This is a genomic window from Thiohalophilus sp. (genome assembly GCF_034521165.1).
Lineage (GTDB): Bacteria > Pseudomonadota > Gammaproteobacteria > UBA6429 > Thiohalophilaceae > Thiohalophilus.
Map to the genome: position 1 here is coordinate 32,326 of NZ_JAXHMV010000011.1, position 21,042 is coordinate 53,367.

26 protein-coding genes and 3 pseudogenes are annotated in these 21,042 nt (G+C 54.2%); all 29 read left to right on the forward strand.

Annotated elements, in window-relative coordinates; all coding sequences use genetic code 11:
* Positions 1 to 21 precede the first annotated feature (21 nt).
* Positions 22 to 2,100 carry an excinuclease ABC subunit UvrB gene (gene uvrB / locus U5K34_RS10285; RefSeq protein ID WP_416224077.1) on the forward strand — a complete coding sequence of 693 codons (2,079 nt, stop codon included), beginning with the start codon at positions 22 to 24 and terminating at the stop codon, positions 2,098 to 2,100.
* Positions 2,101 to 2,908: 808 nt separating this feature from the next.
* On the forward strand, positions 2,909 to 3,136 hold the full coding sequence (locus U5K34_RS10290; RefSeq protein ID WP_310694622.1) for a DUF6290 family protein: 228 nt from the start codon (positions 2,909 to 2,911) through the stop codon (positions 3,134 to 3,136).
* Positions 3,120 to 3,386, forward strand: coding sequence for a type II toxin-antitoxin system RelE/ParE family toxin (locus U5K34_RS10295; RefSeq protein ID WP_322568303.1), 267 nt, complete (start codon positions 3,120 to 3,122; stop codon positions 3,384 to 3,386). Before U5K34_RS10290 ends, U5K34_RS10295 begins: the two co-directional genes overlap by 17 nt.
* Positions 3,387 to 4,176: 790 nt before the next feature.
* A complete protein-coding gene (locus tag U5K34_RS10300) occupies positions 4,177 to 4,407 on the forward strand; it encodes a hypothetical protein (RefSeq protein WP_322568304.1) in 231 nt (76 codons plus the stop codon).
* The gene (locus U5K34_RS10305) at positions 4,397 to 4,816 is read left to right on the forward strand and encodes a PIN domain-containing protein (protein WP_322568305.1); all 420 of its coding nucleotides are present in this window, start codon (positions 4,397 to 4,399) and stop codon (positions 4,814 to 4,816) included. Before U5K34_RS10300 ends, U5K34_RS10305 begins: the two co-directional genes overlap by 11 nt.
* 1,528 nt (positions 4,817 to 6,344) lie before the next feature.
* A complete protein-coding gene (locus U5K34_RS10310; protein ID WP_322568306.1) occupies positions 6,345 to 6,692 on the forward strand; it encodes a MarR family EPS-associated transcriptional regulator in 348 nt (115 codons plus the stop codon).
* 3 nt (positions 6,693 to 6,695) lie between these two features.
* Entirely contained in the window at positions 6,696 to 7,196 is a 501-nt protein-coding gene (gene rfaH, locus U5K34_RS10315) for a transcription/translation regulatory transformer protein RfaH (RefSeq protein ID WP_322568307.1), read from the forward strand.
* Positions 7,197 to 7,385: 189 nt separating this feature from the next.
* Positions 7,386 to 7,610, forward strand: coding sequence for a FitA-like ribbon-helix-helix domain-containing protein (locus tag U5K34_RS10320; protein ID WP_322568308.1), 225 nt, complete (start codon positions 7,386 to 7,388; stop codon positions 7,608 to 7,610).
* Complete coding sequence (locus U5K34_RS10325) at positions 7,610 to 8,017, forward strand: type II toxin-antitoxin system VapC family toxin (protein WP_322568309.1); 408 nt, start codon at positions 7,610 to 7,612, stop codon at positions 8,015 to 8,017. Before U5K34_RS10320 ends, U5K34_RS10325 begins: the two co-directional genes overlap by 1 nt.
* 113 nt (positions 8,018 to 8,130) lie before the next feature.
* Positions 8,131 to 8,379, forward strand: a complete 249-nt coding sequence (locus tag U5K34_RS10330) for a type II toxin-antitoxin system prevent-host-death family antitoxin (protein ID WP_322568310.1) — start codon at positions 8,131 to 8,133, stop codon at positions 8,377 to 8,379.
* A pseudogene (locus U5K34_RS10335) lies at positions 8,379 to 8,558 on the forward strand (type II toxin-antitoxin system VapC family toxin); the annotation flags it as partial. The gene U5K34_RS10330 and the pseudogene U5K34_RS10335, both read left to right, overlap by 1 nt.
* A gap of 40 nt (positions 8,559 to 8,598) precedes the next feature.
* A complete protein-coding gene (locus U5K34_RS10340) occupies positions 8,599 to 8,907 on the forward strand; it encodes a nucleotidyltransferase family protein (protein ID WP_322568312.1) in 309 nt (102 codons plus the stop codon).
* Entirely contained in the window at positions 8,897 to 9,250 is a 354-nt protein-coding gene (locus U5K34_RS10345) for a DUF86 domain-containing protein (RefSeq protein ID WP_322568313.1), read from the forward strand. The genes U5K34_RS10340 and U5K34_RS10345 overlap by 11 nt, the downstream gene beginning before the upstream one ends.
* A 217-nt stretch (positions 9,251 to 9,467) precedes the next feature.
* Positions 9,468 to 9,695 (forward strand): hypothetical protein, encoded by a 228-nt coding sequence (locus tag U5K34_RS10350; protein ID WP_322568314.1) that lies wholly within the window; start codon positions 9,468 to 9,470, stop codon positions 9,693 to 9,695.
* Positions 9,683 to 10,072 (forward strand): type II toxin-antitoxin system VapC family toxin, encoded by a 390-nt coding sequence (locus U5K34_RS10355; RefSeq protein ID WP_322568315.1) that lies wholly within the window; start codon positions 9,683 to 9,685, stop codon positions 10,070 to 10,072. The genes U5K34_RS10350 and U5K34_RS10355 overlap by 13 nt, the downstream gene beginning before the upstream one ends.
* Positions 10,073 to 10,276: 204 nt before the next feature.
* On the forward strand, positions 10,277 to 10,678 hold the full coding sequence (mntA, locus tag U5K34_RS10360) for a type VII toxin-antitoxin system MntA family adenylyltransferase antitoxin (RefSeq protein ID WP_322568316.1): 402 nt from the start codon (positions 10,277 to 10,279) through the stop codon (positions 10,676 to 10,678).
* A 2-nt stretch (positions 10,679 to 10,680) separates the two neighbouring features.
* Entirely contained in the window at positions 10,681 to 10,821 is a 141-nt protein-coding gene (locus U5K34_RS16150) for a DUF86 domain-containing protein (RefSeq protein ID WP_416224083.1), read from the forward strand.
* Between the two features lie 64 nt (positions 10,822 to 10,885).
* Positions 10,886 to 11,284, forward strand: coding sequence for a Wzz/FepE/Etk N-terminal domain-containing protein (locus U5K34_RS10365; protein WP_322568317.1), 399 nt, complete (start codon positions 10,886 to 10,888; stop codon positions 11,282 to 11,284).
* Complete coding sequence (locus U5K34_RS10370) at positions 11,235 to 11,711, forward strand: GNVR domain-containing protein (RefSeq protein WP_322568318.1); 477 nt, start codon at positions 11,235 to 11,237, stop codon at positions 11,709 to 11,711. Before U5K34_RS10365 ends, U5K34_RS10370 begins: the two co-directional genes overlap by 50 nt.
* A gap of 74 nt (positions 11,712 to 11,785) precedes the next feature.
* Positions 11,786 to 12,157 carry a four helix bundle protein gene (locus tag U5K34_RS10375; RefSeq protein ID WP_322568319.1) on the forward strand — a complete coding sequence of 124 codons (372 nt, stop codon included), beginning with the start codon at positions 11,786 to 11,788 and terminating at the stop codon, positions 12,155 to 12,157.
* A 75-nt stretch (positions 12,158 to 12,232) separates the two neighbouring features.
* A pseudogene (locus tag U5K34_RS10380) lies at positions 12,233 to 13,572 on the forward strand (nucleotide sugar dehydrogenase).
* A gap of 140 nt (positions 13,573 to 13,712) precedes the next feature.
* Positions 13,713 to 14,057 carry a four helix bundle protein gene (locus U5K34_RS10390; protein WP_322568321.1) on the forward strand — a complete coding sequence of 115 codons (345 nt, stop codon included), beginning with the start codon at positions 13,713 to 13,715 and terminating at the stop codon, positions 14,055 to 14,057.
* Positions 14,058 to 14,100: 43 nt separating this feature from the next.
* On the forward strand, positions 14,101 to 15,573 hold the full coding sequence (locus tag U5K34_RS10395) for a mannose-1-phosphate guanylyltransferase/mannose-6-phosphate isomerase (RefSeq protein WP_322568322.1): 1,473 nt from the start codon (positions 14,101 to 14,103) through the stop codon (positions 15,571 to 15,573).
* Between the two features lie 579 nt (positions 15,574 to 16,152).
* Positions 16,153 to 17,172, forward strand: coding sequence for an NAD-dependent epimerase (locus tag U5K34_RS10400; RefSeq protein ID WP_322568323.1), 1,020 nt, complete (start codon positions 16,153 to 16,155; stop codon positions 17,170 to 17,172).
* Between the two features lie 457 nt (positions 17,173 to 17,629).
* A complete protein-coding gene (locus U5K34_RS10405) occupies positions 17,630 to 17,929 on the forward strand; it encodes a nucleotidyltransferase domain-containing protein (RefSeq protein WP_322568324.1) in 300 nt (99 codons plus the stop codon).
* 224 nt (positions 17,930 to 18,153) lie between these two features.
* Positions 18,154 to 18,408 carry a hypothetical protein gene (locus tag U5K34_RS10410; protein WP_322568325.1) on the forward strand — a complete coding sequence of 85 codons (255 nt, stop codon included), beginning with the start codon at positions 18,154 to 18,156 and terminating at the stop codon, positions 18,406 to 18,408.
* A gap of 207 nt (positions 18,409 to 18,615) precedes the next feature.
* Positions 18,616 to 19,026 (forward strand): type VII toxin-antitoxin system MntA family adenylyltransferase antitoxin, encoded by a 411-nt coding sequence (gene mntA / locus U5K34_RS10415; RefSeq protein ID WP_322568326.1) that lies wholly within the window; start codon positions 18,616 to 18,618, stop codon positions 19,024 to 19,026.
* Positions 19,011 to 19,425 (forward strand): annotated as a pseudogene (gene hepT / locus U5K34_RS10420) (type VII toxin-antitoxin system HepT family RNase toxin). The gene mntA (U5K34_RS10415) and the pseudogene hepT overlap by 16 nt, the downstream one beginning before the upstream one ends.
* A gap of 99 nt (positions 19,426 to 19,524) precedes the next feature.
* Entirely contained in the window at positions 19,525 to 20,898 is a 1,374-nt protein-coding gene (gene tviB, locus U5K34_RS10425; protein ID WP_322568328.1) for a Vi polysaccharide biosynthesis UDP-N-acetylglucosamine C-6 dehydrogenase TviB, read from the forward strand.
* The last annotated feature ends 144 nt before the right edge of the window (positions 20,899 to 21,042 follow it).

The following is a 21,042-nucleotide window of genomic DNA, read 5'->3' on the forward strand; positions in this document are numbered from 1 at the left end:
ACACTCCCCTGACTGAATCGCATGAGCAAAAAATTTCAACTCAAATCCCAGTTCGACCCCGCCGGCGACCAGCCCGCGGCGATCCGGGGCCTGATCGACGGCATTCGCGCCGGCGAGGCGGGGATGACCCTGCTCGGGGTGACTGGCTCCGGCAAAACCTTTTCTATAGCGAACGTGATCCAGGACATCCAGCGCCCGACCCTGATCCTCGCCCATAACAAGACCCTGGCCGCCCAGCTCTACGGCGAGATGAAGGACTTTTTCCCCGACAACGCGGTGGAGTATTTCGTCTCCTATTATGATTACTACCAGCCCGAGGCGTATGTGCCGTCCTCGGACACCTTCATCGAGAAGGATGCCTCGATCAACGAGCACATCGAGCAGATGCGCCTCTCCGCCACCAAGGCACTGCTGGAGCGCAAGGACGTCGTCATCGTCGCCACCGTCTCGGCCATTTACGGCCTGGGCGATCCCGATGCGTATTTAAAAATGCTGCTGCACCTGGTGCGCGGCGATCGCATTGACCAGCGCGATCTCCTCAAGCGTCTGACCGAGCTGCAATACAGCCGCAACGACGTCGAGCTGCAGCGCGGTACCTACCGGGTGCGCGGTGAGGTGATCGACATCTTCCCGGCCGACTCAGATCGCGACGCACTGCGGGTGGAACTGTTCGATGATGAGATTGAGAACCTGAGCTATTTCGATCCGCTCACCGGCGAGGTGCTGCGCAAGGTGCCGCGCGCGAGTGTCTATCCGAAAACCCACTACGTCACCCCGCGCAAGACCATCGTCAAGGCCATCGAACTGATCCGCGAGGAGCTCAAGGAACGCCTGGAGCACCTGCGCAGCAACGACAAGCTGGTCGAGGCCCAGCGCCTGGAAGAGCGCACCCGCTTCGACATCGAGATGATGCAGGAGCTGGGCTACTGCTCCGGCATCGAGAACTATTCGCGCTACCTGTCGGGCCGCAACCCCGGCGAGCCGCCGCCGACCTTCATCGACTACCTGCCCGAGGAGGCGCTGCTGGTGGTGGACGAGTCGCACGTGACCATTCCCCAGATCGGCGCCATGTACAAGGGCGATCGCTCGCGCAAGGAGAACCTGGTCGAATACGGCTTCCGCCTGCCCTCGGCGATGGACAACCGGCCGCTCAAGTTCGAGGAGTTCGAGCGCCTGCAGCCGCAGACCATCTACGTCTCCGCCACCCCGGCGAACTACGAGCTGGATCACTCCGGCGCCGTGCTGGAGCAGGTGGTGCGACCCACCGGCCTGGTCGATCCCGAGATCGAAATCCGCCCGGCCACCACCCAGGTGGACGATCTGCTCTCCGAGGTGAAACTGCGCGCCGACGTGGGCGAGCGGGTACTGGTTACCACGTTGACCAAGCGCATGGCCGAGGACCTGACCGACTACCTGCAGGAGCACGGCACACGGGTGCGCTACATGCACTCGGACATCGACACCGTCGAGCGCATCGAGATCATCCGCGATCTGCGCCTGGGCAACTTCGACGTGCTGGTCGGCATCAACCTGCTGCGCGAGGGGCTGGACATTCCCGAGGTCTCGCTGGTGTCGATTCTCGATGCCGACAAGGAAGGCTTCCTGCGTTCCGAACGCTCCCTGATCCAGACCATCGGCCGCGCCGCGCGCAACAGCCACGGCAAGGCGATCCTGTATGCCGATAACATCACCGGCTCCATGCAACGCGCCATGGACGAGACCGAACGCCGCCGCGCCAAACAGATCGCCTTCAACGAAGAACACGGCATCACCCCGACCACCATTCAAAAAGCGGTGGCCGACATCATGGAAGGCGCCTACGGCCCCGCCGCCGCCTCCGCGCGCAAATACGCCCAGGTCGCCGAGGAAGAGATCCAGTACGCCAGCCTGTCACCCAAAGAGCTGGCCAAAGAACTCCAGCGCCTGGAACAGCAGATGTTCCAGCACGCCCAGAACCTCGAATTCGAAGACGCCGCCCGCCTGCGCGACCAGATCCACCACATCCAGAACGCCCAGATGGGCCTGCCCGACGACTCCGGCCAGCGCAAAGAACGTCGCCAGGCCGGGAAGGGCAAAGGCCGCAAGAAGGCGGTGGGGTAGGAACAAGTGCTGAGTTCTTAGTTCTTAGTTCTTAGGACTGTTTGTTGTAGGAGGCGACTCCGTCGGCGACCGATCCTGCTAGCCGGCAAGGCCCATCGCGGCGTAGCCGCTCCTACCAACCAGGCCAATACGGTGTAGATTTTCCTCGTCCCTCGTAACTCGTCCCTTGGCCCTGTCCATCAGGCGCGCCAGCGCCTGAAGGACCTGTAGGAGCGCCTCCGGCGCGATAGGCCCATGCTACCGGCGACTCATCGCGGCGCAGCCGCTCCTACAAATCGGGTGGGTTGATTGTTCCTTCCTCGTCCCTCGTCCCGGCCGAAGGCCAGAGCTGCCAACTGCAAACTGAAGTCTGCCAACTTGTTGTCAGTATTCTCCTACACCACTTTCAGCCAGTCCCTACAACACATTCAGCTTTGTCCTACAGCAATTTTGAAACAGGTTAACTAAGCTGTTTTTCAACAAGGACGTTACACGTGATAGGGATATCACACCCAAAAGCCCCGCCCGGCAAGGATGCCGCGGCGGGCATTTTTTTGCAGAGAAGAAAGTTGGCAGTCATCAGAGGGCAGTTTGCAGTCGTTAATCGTAAGTCATTAATTCGCTAGTTGACGGGGCATGCGCTCGATTTAGAATTTTGCCAACTGCTAACTTTGTTTTCACCCGCACCGAGCTTTTTAATTTGTTGCAAACTGACGACTGACAACGGCAAACCTTTTGTTCACTCAGCACTATTTCTTACGATTTACGATGCCTGATTTGCCTGCTAATATGGTATACATGTCAACCGCATGATTTTCAGGGTTACTCAATGAGCAAACAAACCGCGGTCAGATTACCTGATGAGCTGAACGAGCGTCTGGTCGCCCTCGCGAAACGAACCGGGCGCCCGGTCGCTTATTATATTCGCGAAGCGATCGAGGAACATCTGGAAGATCTGGAAGATATCTATCAGGCCGAACAGGTGCTGGAACGGCTGCGTCGTGGCGAAGAGCAGATCGTAGACGGCGAGGAATTCTGGCGTGACCTGGCGGATTAAGTACGCCCTGTCAGTTCAAAAATCAGTCACAAAGCTTAACCCTCAGGTCCGCCAACGACTCCGGGACTACCTCGAAAAGCGCATCGCCAACCTGGATGATCCGCGCCATGTCGGAAAACCTCTCAAAGGGCAACATCGCGAGTTATGGCGTTACAGGGTCGGCGATTATCGAATCATTTGTGAAATACAGGACGACACGCTTGTCGTGCTTGTTATCCGGATCGGCCACCGGAAGGAAGTTTATCGCTAAAAAGTTGGCAGAATTTTTTAGTTCTGAGTTCTTAGGGCTGTTTGTTGTAGGAGCGCCTCCGGCGCGAGGGATCACGGGAACAGAGGGCCCATCGCGGCGCAGCCGCTCCTACAAATCGGGTGGGTTGGATTGCTCCTTCCTCGTCGTCCCTGTCCTTCAGACGCACCAGCGCCTGAAGGACCTGCAGGCGCGCCCCACGGGCGCGATTGCCGCGCCGATGCCGGGGTCGCTTTCAAAGCTGCTCCCGGCGTCCTCCGGACGCAGTGTCGAGGTACGAGTGACGAGGTACGAGGAAAGACCTTATAACTCGATATTCAGAGCTTGTAGGAGCGCCTCCGGCGCGAGAGATCACGGGAACAGACAGGCCCATCGCGGTCAAAGCCCGCTCCCGGCGTCCTCCGGACGCAGTGTCGAGGTACGAGTGACGAGGTACGAGGAAAACACTTTATAACTCGATAATCAGAGCTTGTAGGAGCGCCTCTGGCGCGAGAGATCACGGGAACAGACACGCCCATCGCGGTCAAAGCCCGCTCCTACCGACCAGGCCAAACATGGTGTAGATTTTCCTCGTCACTCGTCCTGGGCGAAGGCCAGGGCTGCCGACTGCAAACTACCAACTTCGCTCTTGCAAGGCCCATCGCGGCGCAGCCGCTCCTACAAATCGGGTGGGTTGGATTGTTCCTTCCTCGTCCCTGTCCTTCAGACGCACCAGCGCCTGAAGGACCTGTCTCTTGAAAACACGTAATTCACGTGCTACACGTATTATCGTGTAATCATGAGGTATCCGGCCATGAAGCAGAATATTACCCTTTCAATTGACAAGGAAATTTTAACCCGACTCAAGGTGCTTGCAGCTCGACGTTCCACCTCTGTGACCCGTTTGTTGACCGACGAACTGGTTCAGATTGCGAAAAAGGCGGATCGCTACGAGCAGGGCCGGCGCCGCGCGCTGCATGCGCTGGAGACCGGATTTCACCTTGGCGGTCAGCCCGCCTCACGGGATGAGTTGCATGAGCGTTAGGCAATTCGTTGACACCAACATCCTGCTCTATGCCCACGACCTTGATGCCGGCGACAAACATGATCGCGCCGCCGGCCTGATCCGCCGGTTATGGGAAAGCGGGGAGGGCGTACTGAGCGTTCAGGTTTTGCAGGAGTTCTATGTCAACATCACCCGCAAGATCCCCCACCCCTTGCCATTGGCAAAAGCACGCGAACTGATCGGCGCCTATAGCGCGTGGCAGGTTGAATGCCCCGATGCGCAGACGGTACTGACCGCCTCGGAGATACAGGAAAGAAACCAACTCTCGTTCTGGGACGCGATGATCGTTGCAGCCGCACTGCAAGGGAATGCGGATACCCTCCTCTCAGAGGACATGAACCACGGACAGGTGGTCGAAGGCCTGCGTATCGAGAATCCGTTGTTATAAAAAAGTTTGCAGTTTGCAGCTGGCAGATAGAATAAGTTCTGAGTTCTGAGTTCTGAGTACTTAGGATTATTTGTTGTAGGAGCGCCTCCGGCGCGATTGCCCGCCGGTGCCGGGATCGCGGTCAAAGCCCGCTCCCGGCGTCCTCCGGACGCAGTGTCGAGGTACGAGGAAAGACCTTATAACTCGATATTCAGAGTTGTGAGCGCCTCCGGCGCGAGATACGGGAACAGACAGGCCCATCGCGGTCAAAGCCCGCTCCCGGCGTCCTCCGGACGCAGTGTCGAGGTACGAGTGACGAGGTACGAGGAAAGACCTTATAACTCGACATTCAGAGCTTGTAGGAGCGCCTCCGGCGCGAGGGATCACGGGAACAGACAGGCCCATCGCGGTCAAAGCCCGCTCCTACCGAGCAGGCCAAACACGGTGTAGATTTTCCTCGTCCTCGTCTGTCCCGGCCGAAGGCCTCGGCTGCCAACTGCCGACTGCAAACTACCAACTTCGCTCTTGTAAGGCCCATCGCGGCGCAGCCGCTCCTACAAATCGGGTGGGTTAGATTGTTCCTTCCTCGTCACTCGTCCCTGTCCTTCAGACGCGCCAGCGCCTGAAGGACCTGTAGGAGCGCCCTGCGGGCGCGATTGCCGCCGATGCCGGGGTCGCGGTCGAAGCCCGCTCCTACAACTCATGTGGGTTAGATTGTTCCTTCCCCGTCACTCGTCCCTGTCCTTCATTCAGACGCCTCAGCGCCTGAAGGACCTGTAGGAGCGCCCCACGGGCGCGATTGCCGCCGATGCCGGGGTCGCGGTCGAAGCCCGCTCCTACCGACAGGCCGAGGCGGTGCAGGTTTTCCTGGTCCCTCGTTACTCCCCGAAGGGGGTAGGGGAAAACCCTAATCTTCCATGAAAACAACGCTTTACACTTCTGCAACATTTGCTTAGTATTGCGTTCAAGTCTTGAACAACCCGGCCGATAACAGACTCAGAAACAGGGATGCCCCTGTTTCTGGTGCTGGCAAAAAGCGATACCCGGCACACGCTGGCGGGGAATCGGCCGTCTGCAGACTTGAAAGGTGGTGCAGGCTGATAGCGCAAAGCGGTATCGGCTTCATCGGTAGGGATGAAGAGCTACGGCTCAGAACCCGAAACTCAGTACTGTTTGTACTGCCGGCTGCCATCTGCAAACTGATAACTTGCTCTTTGATTATGCTGTACCCTGCACGGCAGGGCGGTAGCGTGCCCAAATGCCCGGATAGGCTGATAGAGCGAAGCGATATCAGGCGGATAGATGCCGGACACCGCTACGCTTTGTCCGGCCTACAACTGGCCGATTGGGCTCGGCTCCTACGGTAATGTTGAATTTTTAATGATGAATTTTGAATTGATGTGCCCCTTGGGGCGCTGTTTTTGATCGAAACCACGGGATATAGGAGGCCAGCCGCTCCCTGGCCAAATAGAATTCAACACTCAAAATTCATCATTCAAAATTGCCCTTTACTGCCAACTGCTATCTGCCGACTGCCAACTTCGATTTAATGCTAACCGACGAAACCCGCTACAAGCTCCTCAAGCTGCTGGAACAAAACCCCGGCATGAATCAGCGTGAGCTGGCGACCGAGCTTGGCATCAGCCTGGGCAAGACCAACTATTGCCTCAAGGCCCTGATCGACAAAGGCTGGGTCAAGGCGGGCAATTTCCGCCAGAACCCGCGTAAAATGCATTATGCTTATTTATTGACGCCGAAGGGACTGGAAGAAAAAGCCCGCGTCACCCTGCGCTTTTTAAAGCGCAAGCAGGAAGAATACGAACAACTGGTCGACGAGCTACAAGAACTGCGCGAAGAAGCCGCCGCGCTCAAGGCCATCGAAGAAGGCGAGGGATAACCGATGCATCACTGGTACGTGGTCCAGACCAAGCCCAAAAAGGAAAACCAGGCCATCGAGAACCTGGAACGCCAGGGTTACACCGCCTACTGCCCCAAAATGGCCCAGGCCAAACGCCGCCGCCAGCGCTGGCAAAAAATCATCGAGCCGCTGTTTCCCCGTTACCTGTTCGTGCAGCTGGCCATGGGCATCGACGACTTCGGCCCCATTCGTTCGACTCTGGGTGTATTGAACATGGTCCGCTTCGGCAACCAGCCGGCGACCATTCCCCAGCAGGTTATCGACACTATCCACCGGCAGGAACAGGTCCTGCTGGGAGAACCGGGCGATCAACCGACCTGGCAACCGGGCGACAAGGTCCAGGTCGTCGAAGGCGCCTTCGCCGGCCTCAACGGCATCTTCGAAAAAACCTGCGGCACCGAACGCGTCATCGTCCTGCTCGACATGCTCGGCCGCCAGAACCGCGTCACCGTCGAAACCCACGACGTCGTCCCGGTGATATAAGTTGGCAGATGGCAGTTAGCAGTCGGCAGTATGTAGGAGCGGCTCCGCCGCGATAACAAAAAGAGAGTAGGCCGGATCAAGCAAAGCGGATCCGGCAGCACTTCTGTATTTGCTGCAAACTGACGGCTGCCAACTGCCAACTTTATTTTATGCTAGCATTATGCTGTCACTTTACACCGGAGAAGTGAGATGGCCACAGTAACAGTGCGGAATTTGCCCGACAACGTGGTTGAACGGCTCAAACAGGCGGCCGAAGGGCATCAGCATTCCATGGAACAGGAAGTCAGGGCATTGCTCCAGCGCTACTATGGCCCCCGGGAAGAGATTCTGAGCCGGGTGCGTGAGCGTTGGACACAAATGCCGCCATTGAGCCCGGAGGATGTCGCGGACTGGCGGAATCAAGGTCGACGTTAGTGGTGATCGATACCATGGTATTTGCCTACGCCCTGCTGGGGGTAGAGCAATACCGTGAGACGGCGCTGGAAGTCCTGAAAAAAGCCGAGTCGATCGTCGTACCCGACACCGTCCGTGCCGAGCTGGCCAATGTGCTCTGGCAATGGGTGCAACGCGCCGGCACCGATGCGGCAACGGCCTATGAGATCATGGAAGACGCCGAGGCCCTTTTTACGCAGGTCGTCAGTAGTCAGGCGCTATGGCCACAAGCCCTGACCTTCTCGATAGAACAAGACCACCCGGTTTACGACACACTCTTTGTCACCGCCGCCGAACAACACAACATGCGGGTCGTCACGTTCGACCAACGCATGCGAGCGAGATTTCCCGAACAAACCCTGGAAGCGGGTGAATACCTGAGTCTGTAAAGTCCTGACGAAACTCAGCACTCAGCACTCAGCACTCAGAACTGACAGTTCTGCCAACTTTGTCCAATCTGGTCTATAATCTGACCAGTTAATGAGTCATATCGGAGCCCAACATGGACAGTAAAACAGTCAGCCTGGCGGATGCCAAGGCGCGGCTTAGCGAGCTGGCCGAGCTGGCGGCGGCGGGGGAGACCGTGGTGATCACCAAACGCGGTAAACCGGTGGTTCGCATGACCCGACCCGAGAGTCCCCGCAAACCGGTGGACCTGGAGCAGCTGCAACAATTAACGGCCAGCATGCCGCCGCAAAGCGAAGAAGCCGGCGAGTTCATGCGACAAATGCGGGATAACGCCCGCTATTAATGCTGTATCTCGACACCAGTCTGCTGGTCTCGGCCCTGACCAACGAGTCGCGCACCACCGAGATGCAACAATGGCTGGCAGCGCAGCCGCCAGAACAACTGACCATCAGCGACTGGGTGATTACCGAATTTTCCGGTGCACTGTCGCTCAAATTGCGTAACAGGCAACTCAACACCACACCTCTCAGTACTTAGTACTTAGCACTCAGAACTATTTCATATGTACGCTGATATAACAGAAAAACAGGCTGACATTAATCGATTGTGCGAAGAATATCATGTGCAACGGCTAGCCATTTTTGGCTCGGCACTGGGTGATTCATTTGACCCGGAACACAGTGATCTGGATTTTCTGGTTGATTTTGAATCGATGTCGCCTGAAAAATATGCCGATGCCTATTTTGGATTGCTTGAGGAATTACAATCGCTGTTTAAGCGGCCGATAGACCTGGTTAGCGCATCCAGCTTGCGCAACCCCTGGTTACGGCGTGAAGTTGAACTAAATCAGTCGCTTCTGTATGCGGCGTGAACCGGAAAAATACCTGCATGATATCTGGGTGGCTGGCTCTCGGGTGCAGCAATTTGTTCATAAAAAAGATTATTCGGACTATCTCAAGGATGAGCTCTTGCGAGCTGGCGTGGAACGGCAGTTTGAAATCATGGGTGAGGCACTAAATCAACTTGCCAGAGTTTCGCCGGACATGGTGGCTTCCATTCCTGAATACAAAAGGATTATAGCATTTCGAAATATCCTGATTCATGGATATGCCGACGTCGATGATGCACTTGTCTGGGGTGTTGTTGAAGGCAAACTACCGGGCTTGATGCAAGCAGTCTCTCGTTTGCTTGACGAAAAAAATGAACCGAAATAAATGACTCAGCACTCAGCACTCAGCACTCAGCCAAGTAGGGTGCGTCCTACGCACCAACTCAGCACTCAGCACTATTCTTTTTTAGCTTCTGAATTTGCTGCAAACTGAAGACTGCCAACTGCTAACTTTGTTTTGACTCAGCACTATTTCACCCGGACCTGTACCCAACCGGTAACGTACGCTACAATGAAAGTACGTACGTTACGGAGGCGTCGCCATGATCGAAAACCTGACCCCCTCACGGTTAAGGGCCAATTTGTACCGCATCCTGGATCGGGTCCTGGAATCAGGAGAACCGGTTGAAATCGAACGCAAGGGACGGCGGCTGCGGATTATCGCCGAGCAAAAAGGCAAACTGGATATGCTTCAACCGCATCCGCAATACCTCAAAGGCAACAAGGAGGATCTCGTACACATGGATTGGTCGGACGAATGGCGTCCCTGATTTACCTTGATACCCATGTCGTGGCCTGGCTCTATAGTGAAGGAGCCAGTGCCGTTCCAGGCTCTGCCCGAACCTTGCTGGAATCCAGCAATGATATTCGGCTATCGCCCATGGTGCGCCTGGAGCTGCAGTATCTTTATGAAATTGAACGGGTGACTCAACCACCGTTGCCGGTACTGGATGCAATAGAATCAGCACTGGGCGTTACTGTTTGCAAAGCCTCTTTCGCCGCGGTCGTCCGCGAAGCCGAAGCACAAACCTGGACCCGCGATCCCTTCGACCGGTTGATAGTGGCCCAGGCCGCGGTCTTCGATGCACCGCTCATCACCAAAGACGAAACCATCCACGCTCACTACAGCAAAGCGGTGTGGGAGTAGAAAATAAACCGAAATAAATGACTCGGCACTCAGCACTATTTTCTAGAGAGCAGCTCCGCCGAGATAGATAAAAATCGGCAGCATGTAGGAGCGGCTCCGCCGCGATAACTGCCAACTGTGTGCTTTGTTATTAATTCAACATTCAAAACTCAAAATTAATACCTGCTGCTAACTTATTCGTGCCAACTGTTTTTACTAAATTTTATGAGTAAAAAAACAGAAACCGCCAACCAGCTCCGGGAAATCCTGGGCCACCATCCGAATATCCGGCTGGCTATCCTCTTCGGATCCCTGGCAACGGACAGAGCGGGCCGGGATAGCGATCTGGATATTGCCATCTCATTGGGCCGTCCGATGACCAGCGAAGAGCAAATGGCGCTTATTTCGGAGTTAGGAGAACGTATCGGCAGGCCTGTCGACCTGATTGATCTGACCCGGGTCGGTGAACCATTGTTAGGCCAAATCATTCGCCATGGCCGCCTATTAGTTGGTGAAAAAGCAGACTACACCAAACTCAAGGTTCGTCATTTGTTAGATCAGGCTGATTTTGTGCCGTACCAGCAAAGGCTATTGGCTGAAAGAAGGCAGAAATGGATAGGGCATTAATGATGAGAAAAGCAGTCGGTTTTCGTAATATCGCTGTTCATAACTACCAGGTTGTCGACTGGGCAATCGTGCACAATATTGCCAGGAAACAGATACATGACTTTAAAGACTTTGCCAGAGCAGTTACTCAGCAACCAGACTGAAAGCATGTATGATCTTAACTAAGAACTAAGAACTAAGAACTAAGAACTAAAAATTGGAATAATAATGAACAATAACCAAACACCACAACAACCCGCGCCCCAGCAATACTACTATCCCGACGACGAGATTAGTCTCATCGATCTCTGGAACACCCTGATGCGGCGCAAAAAAGTACTGATTACGGCGTTCGCAGCGGTAATTGTGGTGGCGATCATCTATCTCTTACTGGCCAAACCTGTCTACGAAAGCCGAGCCATAGTCGAGATCGGCAGGGCGGGTAATAAAGTTGTCGAAGATGTTAATGTCTTAAAACAAAGGTTGCTCGCTGCATATTCAGGAACTGCAGAATTCAAAATAGACGCCCTGGATACTAATCCTGAAGGCACAAAGAATTCAGTAAGGATTGTCGTGCATGCCGGATCACTCTCCAAAGCCAAAGAGTCTCTTTTCCGCAGTTATTGAGAAAATGAAGACCCGTCATAATGAACAATATAGAGAGGCCGTTGCCCGTTTGGAAAAGCGCGAACAATCGCTGCTCAATGATATTCGCGGATATCGCAGTCAACTGGATGAACTCGACCTTGTAATCAAAAATATCAAAGGCGCTGATGCGGGCCATCTTGCACTGTTGATGGTAAACAGGGGCAATGTAAGAGATACAATTGTCGCCATGGAGAAGGATCTCGTTGATGCGCAGTCAATGTTGTCTGACTCCTTCGCTACTCACATCGTTGGCAAACAGCTGACAAAAGAGAGCCCTGTCAAACCAAAACCGAAGCTGGTCATGGCCCTGTCCATCGTCCTCGGCCTCATGCTCGGCGTCTTCGCCGCCTTCTTCGCCGAATTCATCGCCAGGGCAAGGAATACCGGTTCAGGTAAAGAAATGTAGAATACAGTACTTAGTTCTAAGTCCTTAGTACTCAGGACTCAGAACTATTTTTTTAAACTCAAGGAGGAGTAAAAATGGCTGGAATAGAACGATTCGAAGACCTGATAGCCTGGCAAAAGTCCAGAGAAATGGCTGCCGCAATTTATAAAATCACCGGCGAAGGCAACTTTTCCAAAGACTTTGCCCTTCGCGACCAGATTCGACGGGCGGCAGTATCGGTGATGTCGAATATAGCAGAAGGGTTCGAGCGAAAAGGATCAAAAGAATTTCACCAGTTCCTGGTTATTGCCAAAGCCTCCTGCGCCGAAGTCCGCTCCCAATTATATGTCGCCCTCGACGTGGGATATATAAACAATAGTATGTTTGAACGTTTGTACGATATTTCTGTAGAAGTATCAAAAATAACCTCAGGACTACGAACCTCAGTCGCCAAACAATGTGAATGATCGAGTACTAAGAACTAAGAACTAAGAACTATCTCTTAACTAAGTACTAAGAACTCGGAACTAAGAACTATTAATATGACTCAGCACTCAGAACTCAGAACTCAGCACTATAAGGTGGCCATCGCCGGCACCGGCTACGTCGGTCTCTCCAACGCCATCCTGCTCGCGCAACACAACGAAGTTGTCGCCCTGGATATCGATCCGGAAAAGGTCGAGCTGATCAATGCCCGCAAATCCCCGATCATCGACACCGAGATCGAGGCCTATCTGGCCAATAACAACCTCAATCTGCGCGCGACCCTGGACAAGGAAGATGCCTACCGCGATGCCGACTTCATCATCATCGCCACCCCGACCGACTACGACCCGCAAACCAACTACTTCAACACCAGCACCGTCGAGTCTGTCATCGAAGATGTCCTGGCCATCAACCCCGATGCAACCATGGTCATAAAATCAACCATCCCGGTCGGCTACACACGGAGCCTCAACGAAAAACTAAGAACTAAGAACTCAGAACTCAGAACTATCATTTTTTCTCCCGAGTTTTTAAGAGAAGGCAAAGCCCTCTACGACAACCTCTACCCCTCGCGCATCATCGTCGGTGAGCAATCCGAACGGGCCGAGACTTTTGCTAACCTGCTCAAACAGGGGGCAATTAAAGAAGACATTTCGATGCTGTTCATGAACAGCACCGAAGCCGAGGCGGTGAAACTCTTCGCCAATACCTATCTGGCCATGCGCGTGGCGTTCTTCAACGAACTGGATACCTACGCCGAAACCCATGGCCTGGACACGCGCCACATCATCGACGGCGTGGGCCTCGATCCGCGTATCGGCAACCACTACAACAACCCGTCCTTCGGCTACGGCGGCTACTGCCTGCCCAAGGACACCAAGCAACTGCTGGCCAATTATCAGGATATTCCCAGCAATATTATGCAGGCAATTGTTGACGCCAACACCACCCGCAAGGACTTCATCGCCGAGGCGATTATTCGAAAATTTAAACAGATACATCCCTCTTCTCCCTCAGGGAGAGGGCCAGGGAGAGGGGAGTAATAGACCCTCGTCACTCGCCACTCGTAACTCGTCCCTGCCCGAAGGGCCAGAGGGTGAGGGGATCAACAAACGCAAAACCGTCGGCATCTACCGCCTGGTCATGAAAAGCGGCTCCGACAACTTCCGCACCTCCGCCATCCAGGGCGTCATGAAGCGCATCAAGGCCAAGGGTATCGAAGTCGTCGTCTACGAACCGGTGCTGGAAGAAGACAACTTTCTACAACTCCCGCGTCATCAAGGATCTGACCGAATTTAAACAATGTTGCGACGTCATCGTCGCCAATCGATTGTCCGATAACCTCAAGGACGTAGTGGAAAAAGTCTATACGCGCGATTTGTTCAATAGCGACTAATAATGAAAGTTGGCATAAAACAAAGTCGGCAGATGGCAGTAAACAGTTAACAGTTGTAAGAGCGCCTCCGGCGCGACTCAAAATATCTGCAAACTGAAAACTGCCATCTGCCAACTTCGCTTTAATAACATGGAGGTTATATGGCTTTTGAAGATTTGGATGTCTGGAAACGTGCCTCAACTTTAAGCGCTGATATTTATATAGAAATGCAAAAAATCAGGGATTATGGTTTTCGGGATCAGATAACGCGTTCGGGCCTTTCAGTTCCCAGTAATATTGCGGAAGGTGTTGACAGAAGTTCAGCGAAAGAAACTATGAACTTCCTATCATACGCAAAAGGTTCTTGCGCCGAGCTGAGAACACAGATCTTAATCGGAATGAAAATTGGCTATATTTCGAAAGATATTGGCATAAATTGGGCAAACGAGACCCGGGAGATATCTGCTATGCTAGTCGGTCTTTCAAAAACAATAAAGAATCAGTGAGTAAACATATGACTGCCAACTGTCATCTGCCGGCTGCATTCTGATGGACTTGCAGCCCGTCATCCTCTCCGGCGGAACCGGTTCGCGCCTGTGGCCGGTATCGCGGGAGCATTATCCCAAGCAGTTGCTGGCCCTGTTTTCCGAACAGACCCTGATTCAGGATACGGTCAGCCGTCTGGAGGGACTGGACCGTGATGCCGACGATTTGACCATGCGGCCGCCGATTGTGGTCTGCAATGAAGAACACCGCTTCTTTATTGCCGAGCAGCTGCGCCAGATCGACTGTCCGCCCGAGGCGATTATTCTCGAACCCCAGGGCCGCAACACTGCCCCGGCCCTGACCCTGGCCGCGCTGGCCATTGCCGCACAGGATCCGGATACCATTATGCTGGTGATGCCCGCGGACCACGTGATTCTGGACCAGGCCAGCTTCCAGACGAGTCTGCGCCACGGCATTGCCCAGGCCGGGCAGGGCAAGCTGGTGACTTTCGGGATCGAGCCGACCCGTGCCGAGACCGGCTATGGGTATATTCACAAAGGCAAGCCGATTGACAACGATCCGGTCGCTTGCGCGATTGACCGCTTTGTGGAAAAGCCGGATCAGACTACGGCCGAATCCTACGTCGCCAGTGGTGATTATCTCTGGAATAGCGGCATGTTCATGATGCAGGCGGGCGTCTGGAACAGCGCGATCGAAATCTGCGCCCCGGCGATTTACAACGCAGTGCAACAGGCTTTCGCCAACCGCGAGGACGATCGGGACTTTGTTCGCGTCGACAAGACGGCCTTTCTTGCTTCCCCCAGCGATTCCATAGACTACGCGGTGATGGAAAAGCTCAGCGGGGATTCGGCCAGCGCGACATTTTATCCCGTGGTGGTGCCCATGTCCGCCGGCTGGTCGGATATCGGTATCTGGTCCACCCTGTGGGAAGTCTCCGACAAGGACGCCGGGGGAAATGTCATCAAAGGCGATGTCTACGCCCTGGATAACGAGGATTGCCTGCTGTTCAGCAATCAGCGCCACATCGCAACGGTCGGCCTGAAAGAAACCATCGTCGTGGAAACCGCGGATGCGATACTGGTCGCGGACAGAAACCGCTCCCAGGATGTGAAACAGGTCGTCGATTACCTCAAGAGCACCAGCCGCGCGGAATACCTGACCCATCGCAAGGTCTACCGCCCCTGGGGCAGCTACGAGTCCATCGATACAGGCAACCGCTACCAGGTCAAACGCATTACGGTAAAGCCGGGCGCGGCCCTGTCGCTGCAAATGCATCACCACCGCGCCGAACACTGGGTCATCGTCACCGGCACCGCCTACGTCACCCGCGGCGAGGAACAGTTTCTGGTCACCGAAAACGAATCGACATTTATTCCACTGGGCGTCAAACACCGCCTCGAAAACCGCGGCAGCATCCCGCTGGAGATCATCGAAGTCCAGTCCGGCAGCTACCTCGGCGAAGACGACATCGTGCGCTTTGACGACGCTTATGGAAGAGGTGATTCTAAATGTTGAATTTTGAATGTTGAATTTTGAATTCATGAATGCTGCGCATGCTGATTGAGCTTTAATGGGCTGCCATCTGCCATCTGCCATCTTTCGTCCGCCAACTTTATCTTTAAGAAGTAGGCCGGATAAAGCGCAGCGGTATCCGGCACAAAAAACCGTCGTTGCGGCGCAAAGCCTGTACCGGCAGATGCCAGGCCGGGGCCGGAATCCAAACAAACGTCATTCCGGCGTATGCCGGAATCCAGACTTGGAACTAAGAACTAAGAACTAAGAACTAAGACTAAGAACTAAGAACTAAGAACTAAGAACTAAGAACTAAGAACTAAGAACTAAGAACTAAGCACTTAGAACTATTTTTTCTGCCAACTGCAAACTGCCGGCTGCCAACTTTATCTTCAGCAGCTGTACCGGCAGACGCCAGGCCGGGGCCGGAATCCAAACAAACGTCATTCCGGCGTATGCCGGAATCCAGACTTGGAACTAAGAACTAAGCACTTAGAACTATTTTTTCTGCAAACTGCCGGCTGCCAACTTTTTTTACAACTAAGAACTCAGAACTCAGAACTCAGAACTCAGGACTCTTTCATGAAAGTATTGGTAACAGGATCGGCAGGTTTTATAGGATCTGCCCTCAGCCTCCGCTTGCTGGAACGCGGCGACGAAGTCATCGGCATCGACAATCACAACGACTACTACGATCCCGCCATCAAGGAAGCGCGCCTGGCGCGCCATGCCGATCATCCGGCCTATACCCATTTGCGCATTGATCTGGGGGACAGAGCGGCTATCGAGGACGCCTTCGCCACCCACAAACCCAACCGGGTGGTGAACCTGGCGGCCCAGGCCGGGGTGCGCTATTCCATCGAAAACCCGATGTCCTACATCGACAGTAACCTGGTCGGATTCGGGCATATTCTCGAAGGCTGCCGCCACAACGGTGTGGAGCACCTGGTGTTTGCCTCATCCAGCTCGGTCTACGGCGCCAACACCACCATGCCGTTCTCCGTGCATGACAATGTCGATCATCCGCTAAGCCTGTACGCCGCCAGCAAGAAGGCCAACGAACTGATGGCCCATACCTACAGCCATCTGTACAACCTGCCGACCACGGGCCTGCGGTTTTTCACCGTCTACGGCCCCTGGGGCCGGCCCGACATGGCCCTGTTCCTGTTTACAAAGAAGATCCTGGCCGGCGAGCCCATCGACGTCTTCAACTACGGCAACCACCGGCGCGATTTCACCTACATCGACGACATCGTCGAAGGCGTCATCCGCGTACTCGATCGCCCCGCGCAGCCGAACCCAAACTGGTCCGGCGCCGCCCCCGATCCCGGTACCAGCATGGCACCCTGGCGGGTCTACAACATCGGCAACAACAACCCCGTCGAGCTGATGCACTACATCGAAGTCCTGGAAGAATGCCTGGGCAAAAAAGCCGAAAAAAACCTGCTGCCCCTGCAACCCGGCGACGTCCCCGACACCTACGCCGACGTCCAGGACCTGGTCAACGACACCGGCTACAAACCCGACACCAGCGTCGAGCAAGGCATCCGCAACTTCGTCGACTGGTACCGTGAATACTATCAAGTCGGCAGTGGGCAGTAAGCAGTAGGCAGTTAGCAGTAGGCAGTAAGCAGTGAGCAGTGAGCAGTGAGCAGTGAGCAGTAAGCAGCCTGCACCGGCAGGCGCCAAGCCGATGCCGCAATCCAGGCTTAGGACTAAGAACTCAGAACTCAGAACTCAGAACTTAGAACTTAGAACTTAGAACTCAGAACTATTTTTTAATATCCGGCACAAACAACCGTCATTCCGGCGGATGCCGGAATCCAGACTTGGAACTAAGAACTAAGAACTAAGAACTAAGAACTAAGAACTAAGAACTAAGAACTAAGAACTAAGAACTAAGAACTAAGAACTAAGCACTTAGAACTATTTTTTCTGCCAACTGCAAACTGCCGGCTGCCAACTTTTTTTACAACTAAGAACTAAGGATTTTCTGTTACACTCACATAAGTGGGACGGAACTACACATGAACATTAAATCGGTAAGAGTCTGACCGCCATGCGTTTATCAGATAAACAGATCGCCGCCATCCGAAAGATAGTTGCCGAAGAGGCGGGAGCCGAGGCCAAAATTCGCCTGTTCGGATCACGGCTCCATGACGAGCTTCGCGGCGGTGATCTGGATCTACTGGTCTCGGTCGATACCAGCGTTTCCAACCCGGCCTGGCTGGCCGCGCGTCTTGAGGCGCTAATCAGCCGCGCCATGGACGGACGCTCGGTGGATGTCGTCCTGGAAGCCCCGAACCTACGGCACGACACAATCCACAAAATTGCCAGGGAAGAAGGCATACCACTGTGAAACCGGACTCGCAAACCCTTGAACGACTGGGGTTTCTGGTCCGGGTTGTGGAGCGAGAAAGCGACCACTTGCAAGGCACCGATCAAAGATTGTTCGCGCAACCATTCACGGTTCAATACGTGTAAAGCCTGGATCAAAACCCTGAAGAGGCCGAGCGGGTTGATGCGTTTGTAGGCCGATTCGGACGGCTTCAGGATACCCTTGGCGATAAACTGCTGCCCACCTTGCTGATAGCGCTGGGCGAAATGCCGGGCCTCGCTGCGGATAACCTTGATCTTGCCGAGCGTTGGGGGCTGATACCTTCGGCGAACGATTGGCTTACCATACGTAAGCTCCGAAATCAGATGGTTCACGAATATATCGAAGATCCACAAATACTGGTGAGCGCACTGCAAAGCGGGCATGACTATGTGTCGACACTTCTTCAGACCGCCTGCGAAATGGCAAAAACCATCGACGGACGCGGCTGGCTGGAATAAACAGGCATGCCTCAAAGATGAATGCCCGATAAAGCAACGCGGTATCGGGCAAATCGTGCCGGACACCGCGGAATTTATGTCCGAAGGGTGCTATGTCCGGCCTACGACTCGGAACTCAGAACTAAGTACTAAGTACTAAGCACTAAGCACTAAGTACTAAGTACTAAGTACTAAGTACTAAGTACTATGAACCCGGTACTCAAATAAATGCCCCTGAAAACCAAACACAGTCCCGAAGAAACCAGCATCCTGGACGTGCTGACACAGCATCCGGAAATAAAACTGGCTATCCTGTTTGGATCGCTCGCGATCGCCAGGGCCGGCCGTGACAGCGATCTGGATCTCGCTATCTCATTGAACCGTCCGATAACCAGTGATGAGAAAAGAACACTCATTTCTGAATTGGGTGAGCGAATCGGCAGGCCTGTCGACCTGATTGATTTAACCCGGGTCGGCGAACCGTTACTAGGGCAAATAATTCGCCATGGACGCTTATTACTGGGCGACAAATCAGACTACGCCAGGCTCATGGTTCGACATCTGTTCGACCAGGCCGATTTTGTCCCTTATCAGACAAGGCTGCTGACAGAAAGAAGGCAAAAATGGATAGGGCATTAATCGAACAAAAACTGGAATCACTGCGGCGTTGCCTTCAGCGTGTCGAGGAGAAATGTCCACAAACCGTAGAAGAGCTGCAGTCGGATCCGGATGCCCAGGATATCCTCACCCTCAATCTGAGCCGTGCGGTTCAACTCTGTGTCGATATCGGGATGCACATCATAGCCGATACGGAAATAACACCGCCTGACACAATGGGCGAGACTTTCACAATACTCGCACAGTCAGAAATCCTGGATAAGCAAACCGCCGCGCAGATGAGAAAAGCAGTCGGCTTTCGTAATATCGCCGTTCATAACTACCGCGCGATCGCACTGGGCAATCGTGCACAGCATTGCCAAACAACAGATAACCGACTTTAAAGACTACGCCAGAGCAGTTGCACGGCAATTAACCTGAAAGAGAGCCTGGTTTTAACTCAGAACTCAATATTCTGAACTAAGTACTAAGTACTAAGTACTAAGTACTTAGAACTCACCACTCGGAACTATTTTTAAAATGACTCAGAACTCAGAACTCAGCACTCAGAACTCGAGTTTCGACCTTGAAAAGGCGAAACTCGCCGTCATCGGGTTGGGTTACGTCGGCCTCCCTCTCGCCGCCGAATTCGGCAAACACCGCCCGGTCGTCGGTTTCGATATCAACCCCAAACGCATCGGCGAACTGCGAAACGGTTACGATGCCACCCTCGAAGTCGATAGCGACGAACTCAAACAGTGCACCCGGCTCAGCTTTACCAGCAACCCGGACGACCTGGCCGACTGCAACGTCTACATCGTCACCGTGCCGACCCCGATTGACAGCCACAAACGCCCCGATCTCACACCGTTACTCAAAGCCTCTGAGACCATCGGCAAGGTGCTGAAAGAGGGCGACATCGTCATCTACGAATCCACCGTCTACCCCGGCGCCACCGAAGAAGACTGCGCCCCGATCCTGGAAAAGCACTCCGGCCTCACTTATATAAATGCTGCCAACTGCCAACTGCAGTCTGATGGCTTTTATCTAGGTTATAGCCCCGAACGCATCAACCCCGGCGACAAACAACACCGCGTCACCTCTATTAAAAAAGTCACCTCCGGCTCCACCCCGGAAGTGGCGGAATTTGTCGATCAGCTCTACGCCAGCATCATCACCGCCGGCACCCACAAGGCCGCCAGCATCAAAGTCGCCGAAGCGGCCAAGGTGATCGAAAACACCCAGCGCGACGTCAATATCGCCCTGATCAACGAGCTGGCGATTCTGTTCAACAAGCTGAATATCGACACCCTGCAGGTGCTCGAAGCCGCCGGCACCAAATGGAACTTCCTGCCATTTCGGCCCGGCCTGGTCGGCGGTCACTGCATCGGCGTCGATCCCTACTACCTGACCCACAAGGCCCAGACCGTCGGCTATCACCCGGAGATGATCCTGGCCGGCCGCCGGCTCAACGATAACATGGGCGCCCATATCGTCTCGCAACTGGTCAAGGCCATGCTCAAAAAACGCATCCAGGTGGAAGGCAGCCGCATTTTAGTGATGGGCCTGACATTCAAGGAAAACTGTCCCGATCTGCGCAACACCCGCGTCATCGACATCGTTCGTGAACTGGCCGATTACAATACCTGCGTCGATGTCTATGATCCCTGGGTCAATGCGGAAGACGCCCGGCATGAATATAATATCGAACTACTCACCAAACTCCCCTCTCCCTCAGGGAGAGGGCCGGGAGAGGGGGAGTCCGGCACCTACGACGCGATCATCATCGCCGTCGGCCACGACCAGTTCAAAACAATGGGGCCACAAGCCATACGCTCGCTCGGGAAAGAAAACCATGTCCTGTACGACATCAAATACCTGCTGCCACCAGAAGAATGCGATCTGCGGCTCTAACTTTTGTAGGAACTAAGAACTTTGTTGTGACTCAGAACTGTCTTTGTTCTGCTGTCTGCAGACTGTGAACTGAAAACTTTATTTGTAATTCAGCATTAAACATTCAAACGACTGGGCTTAGTACTAAGTACTAAGAACTCAGAA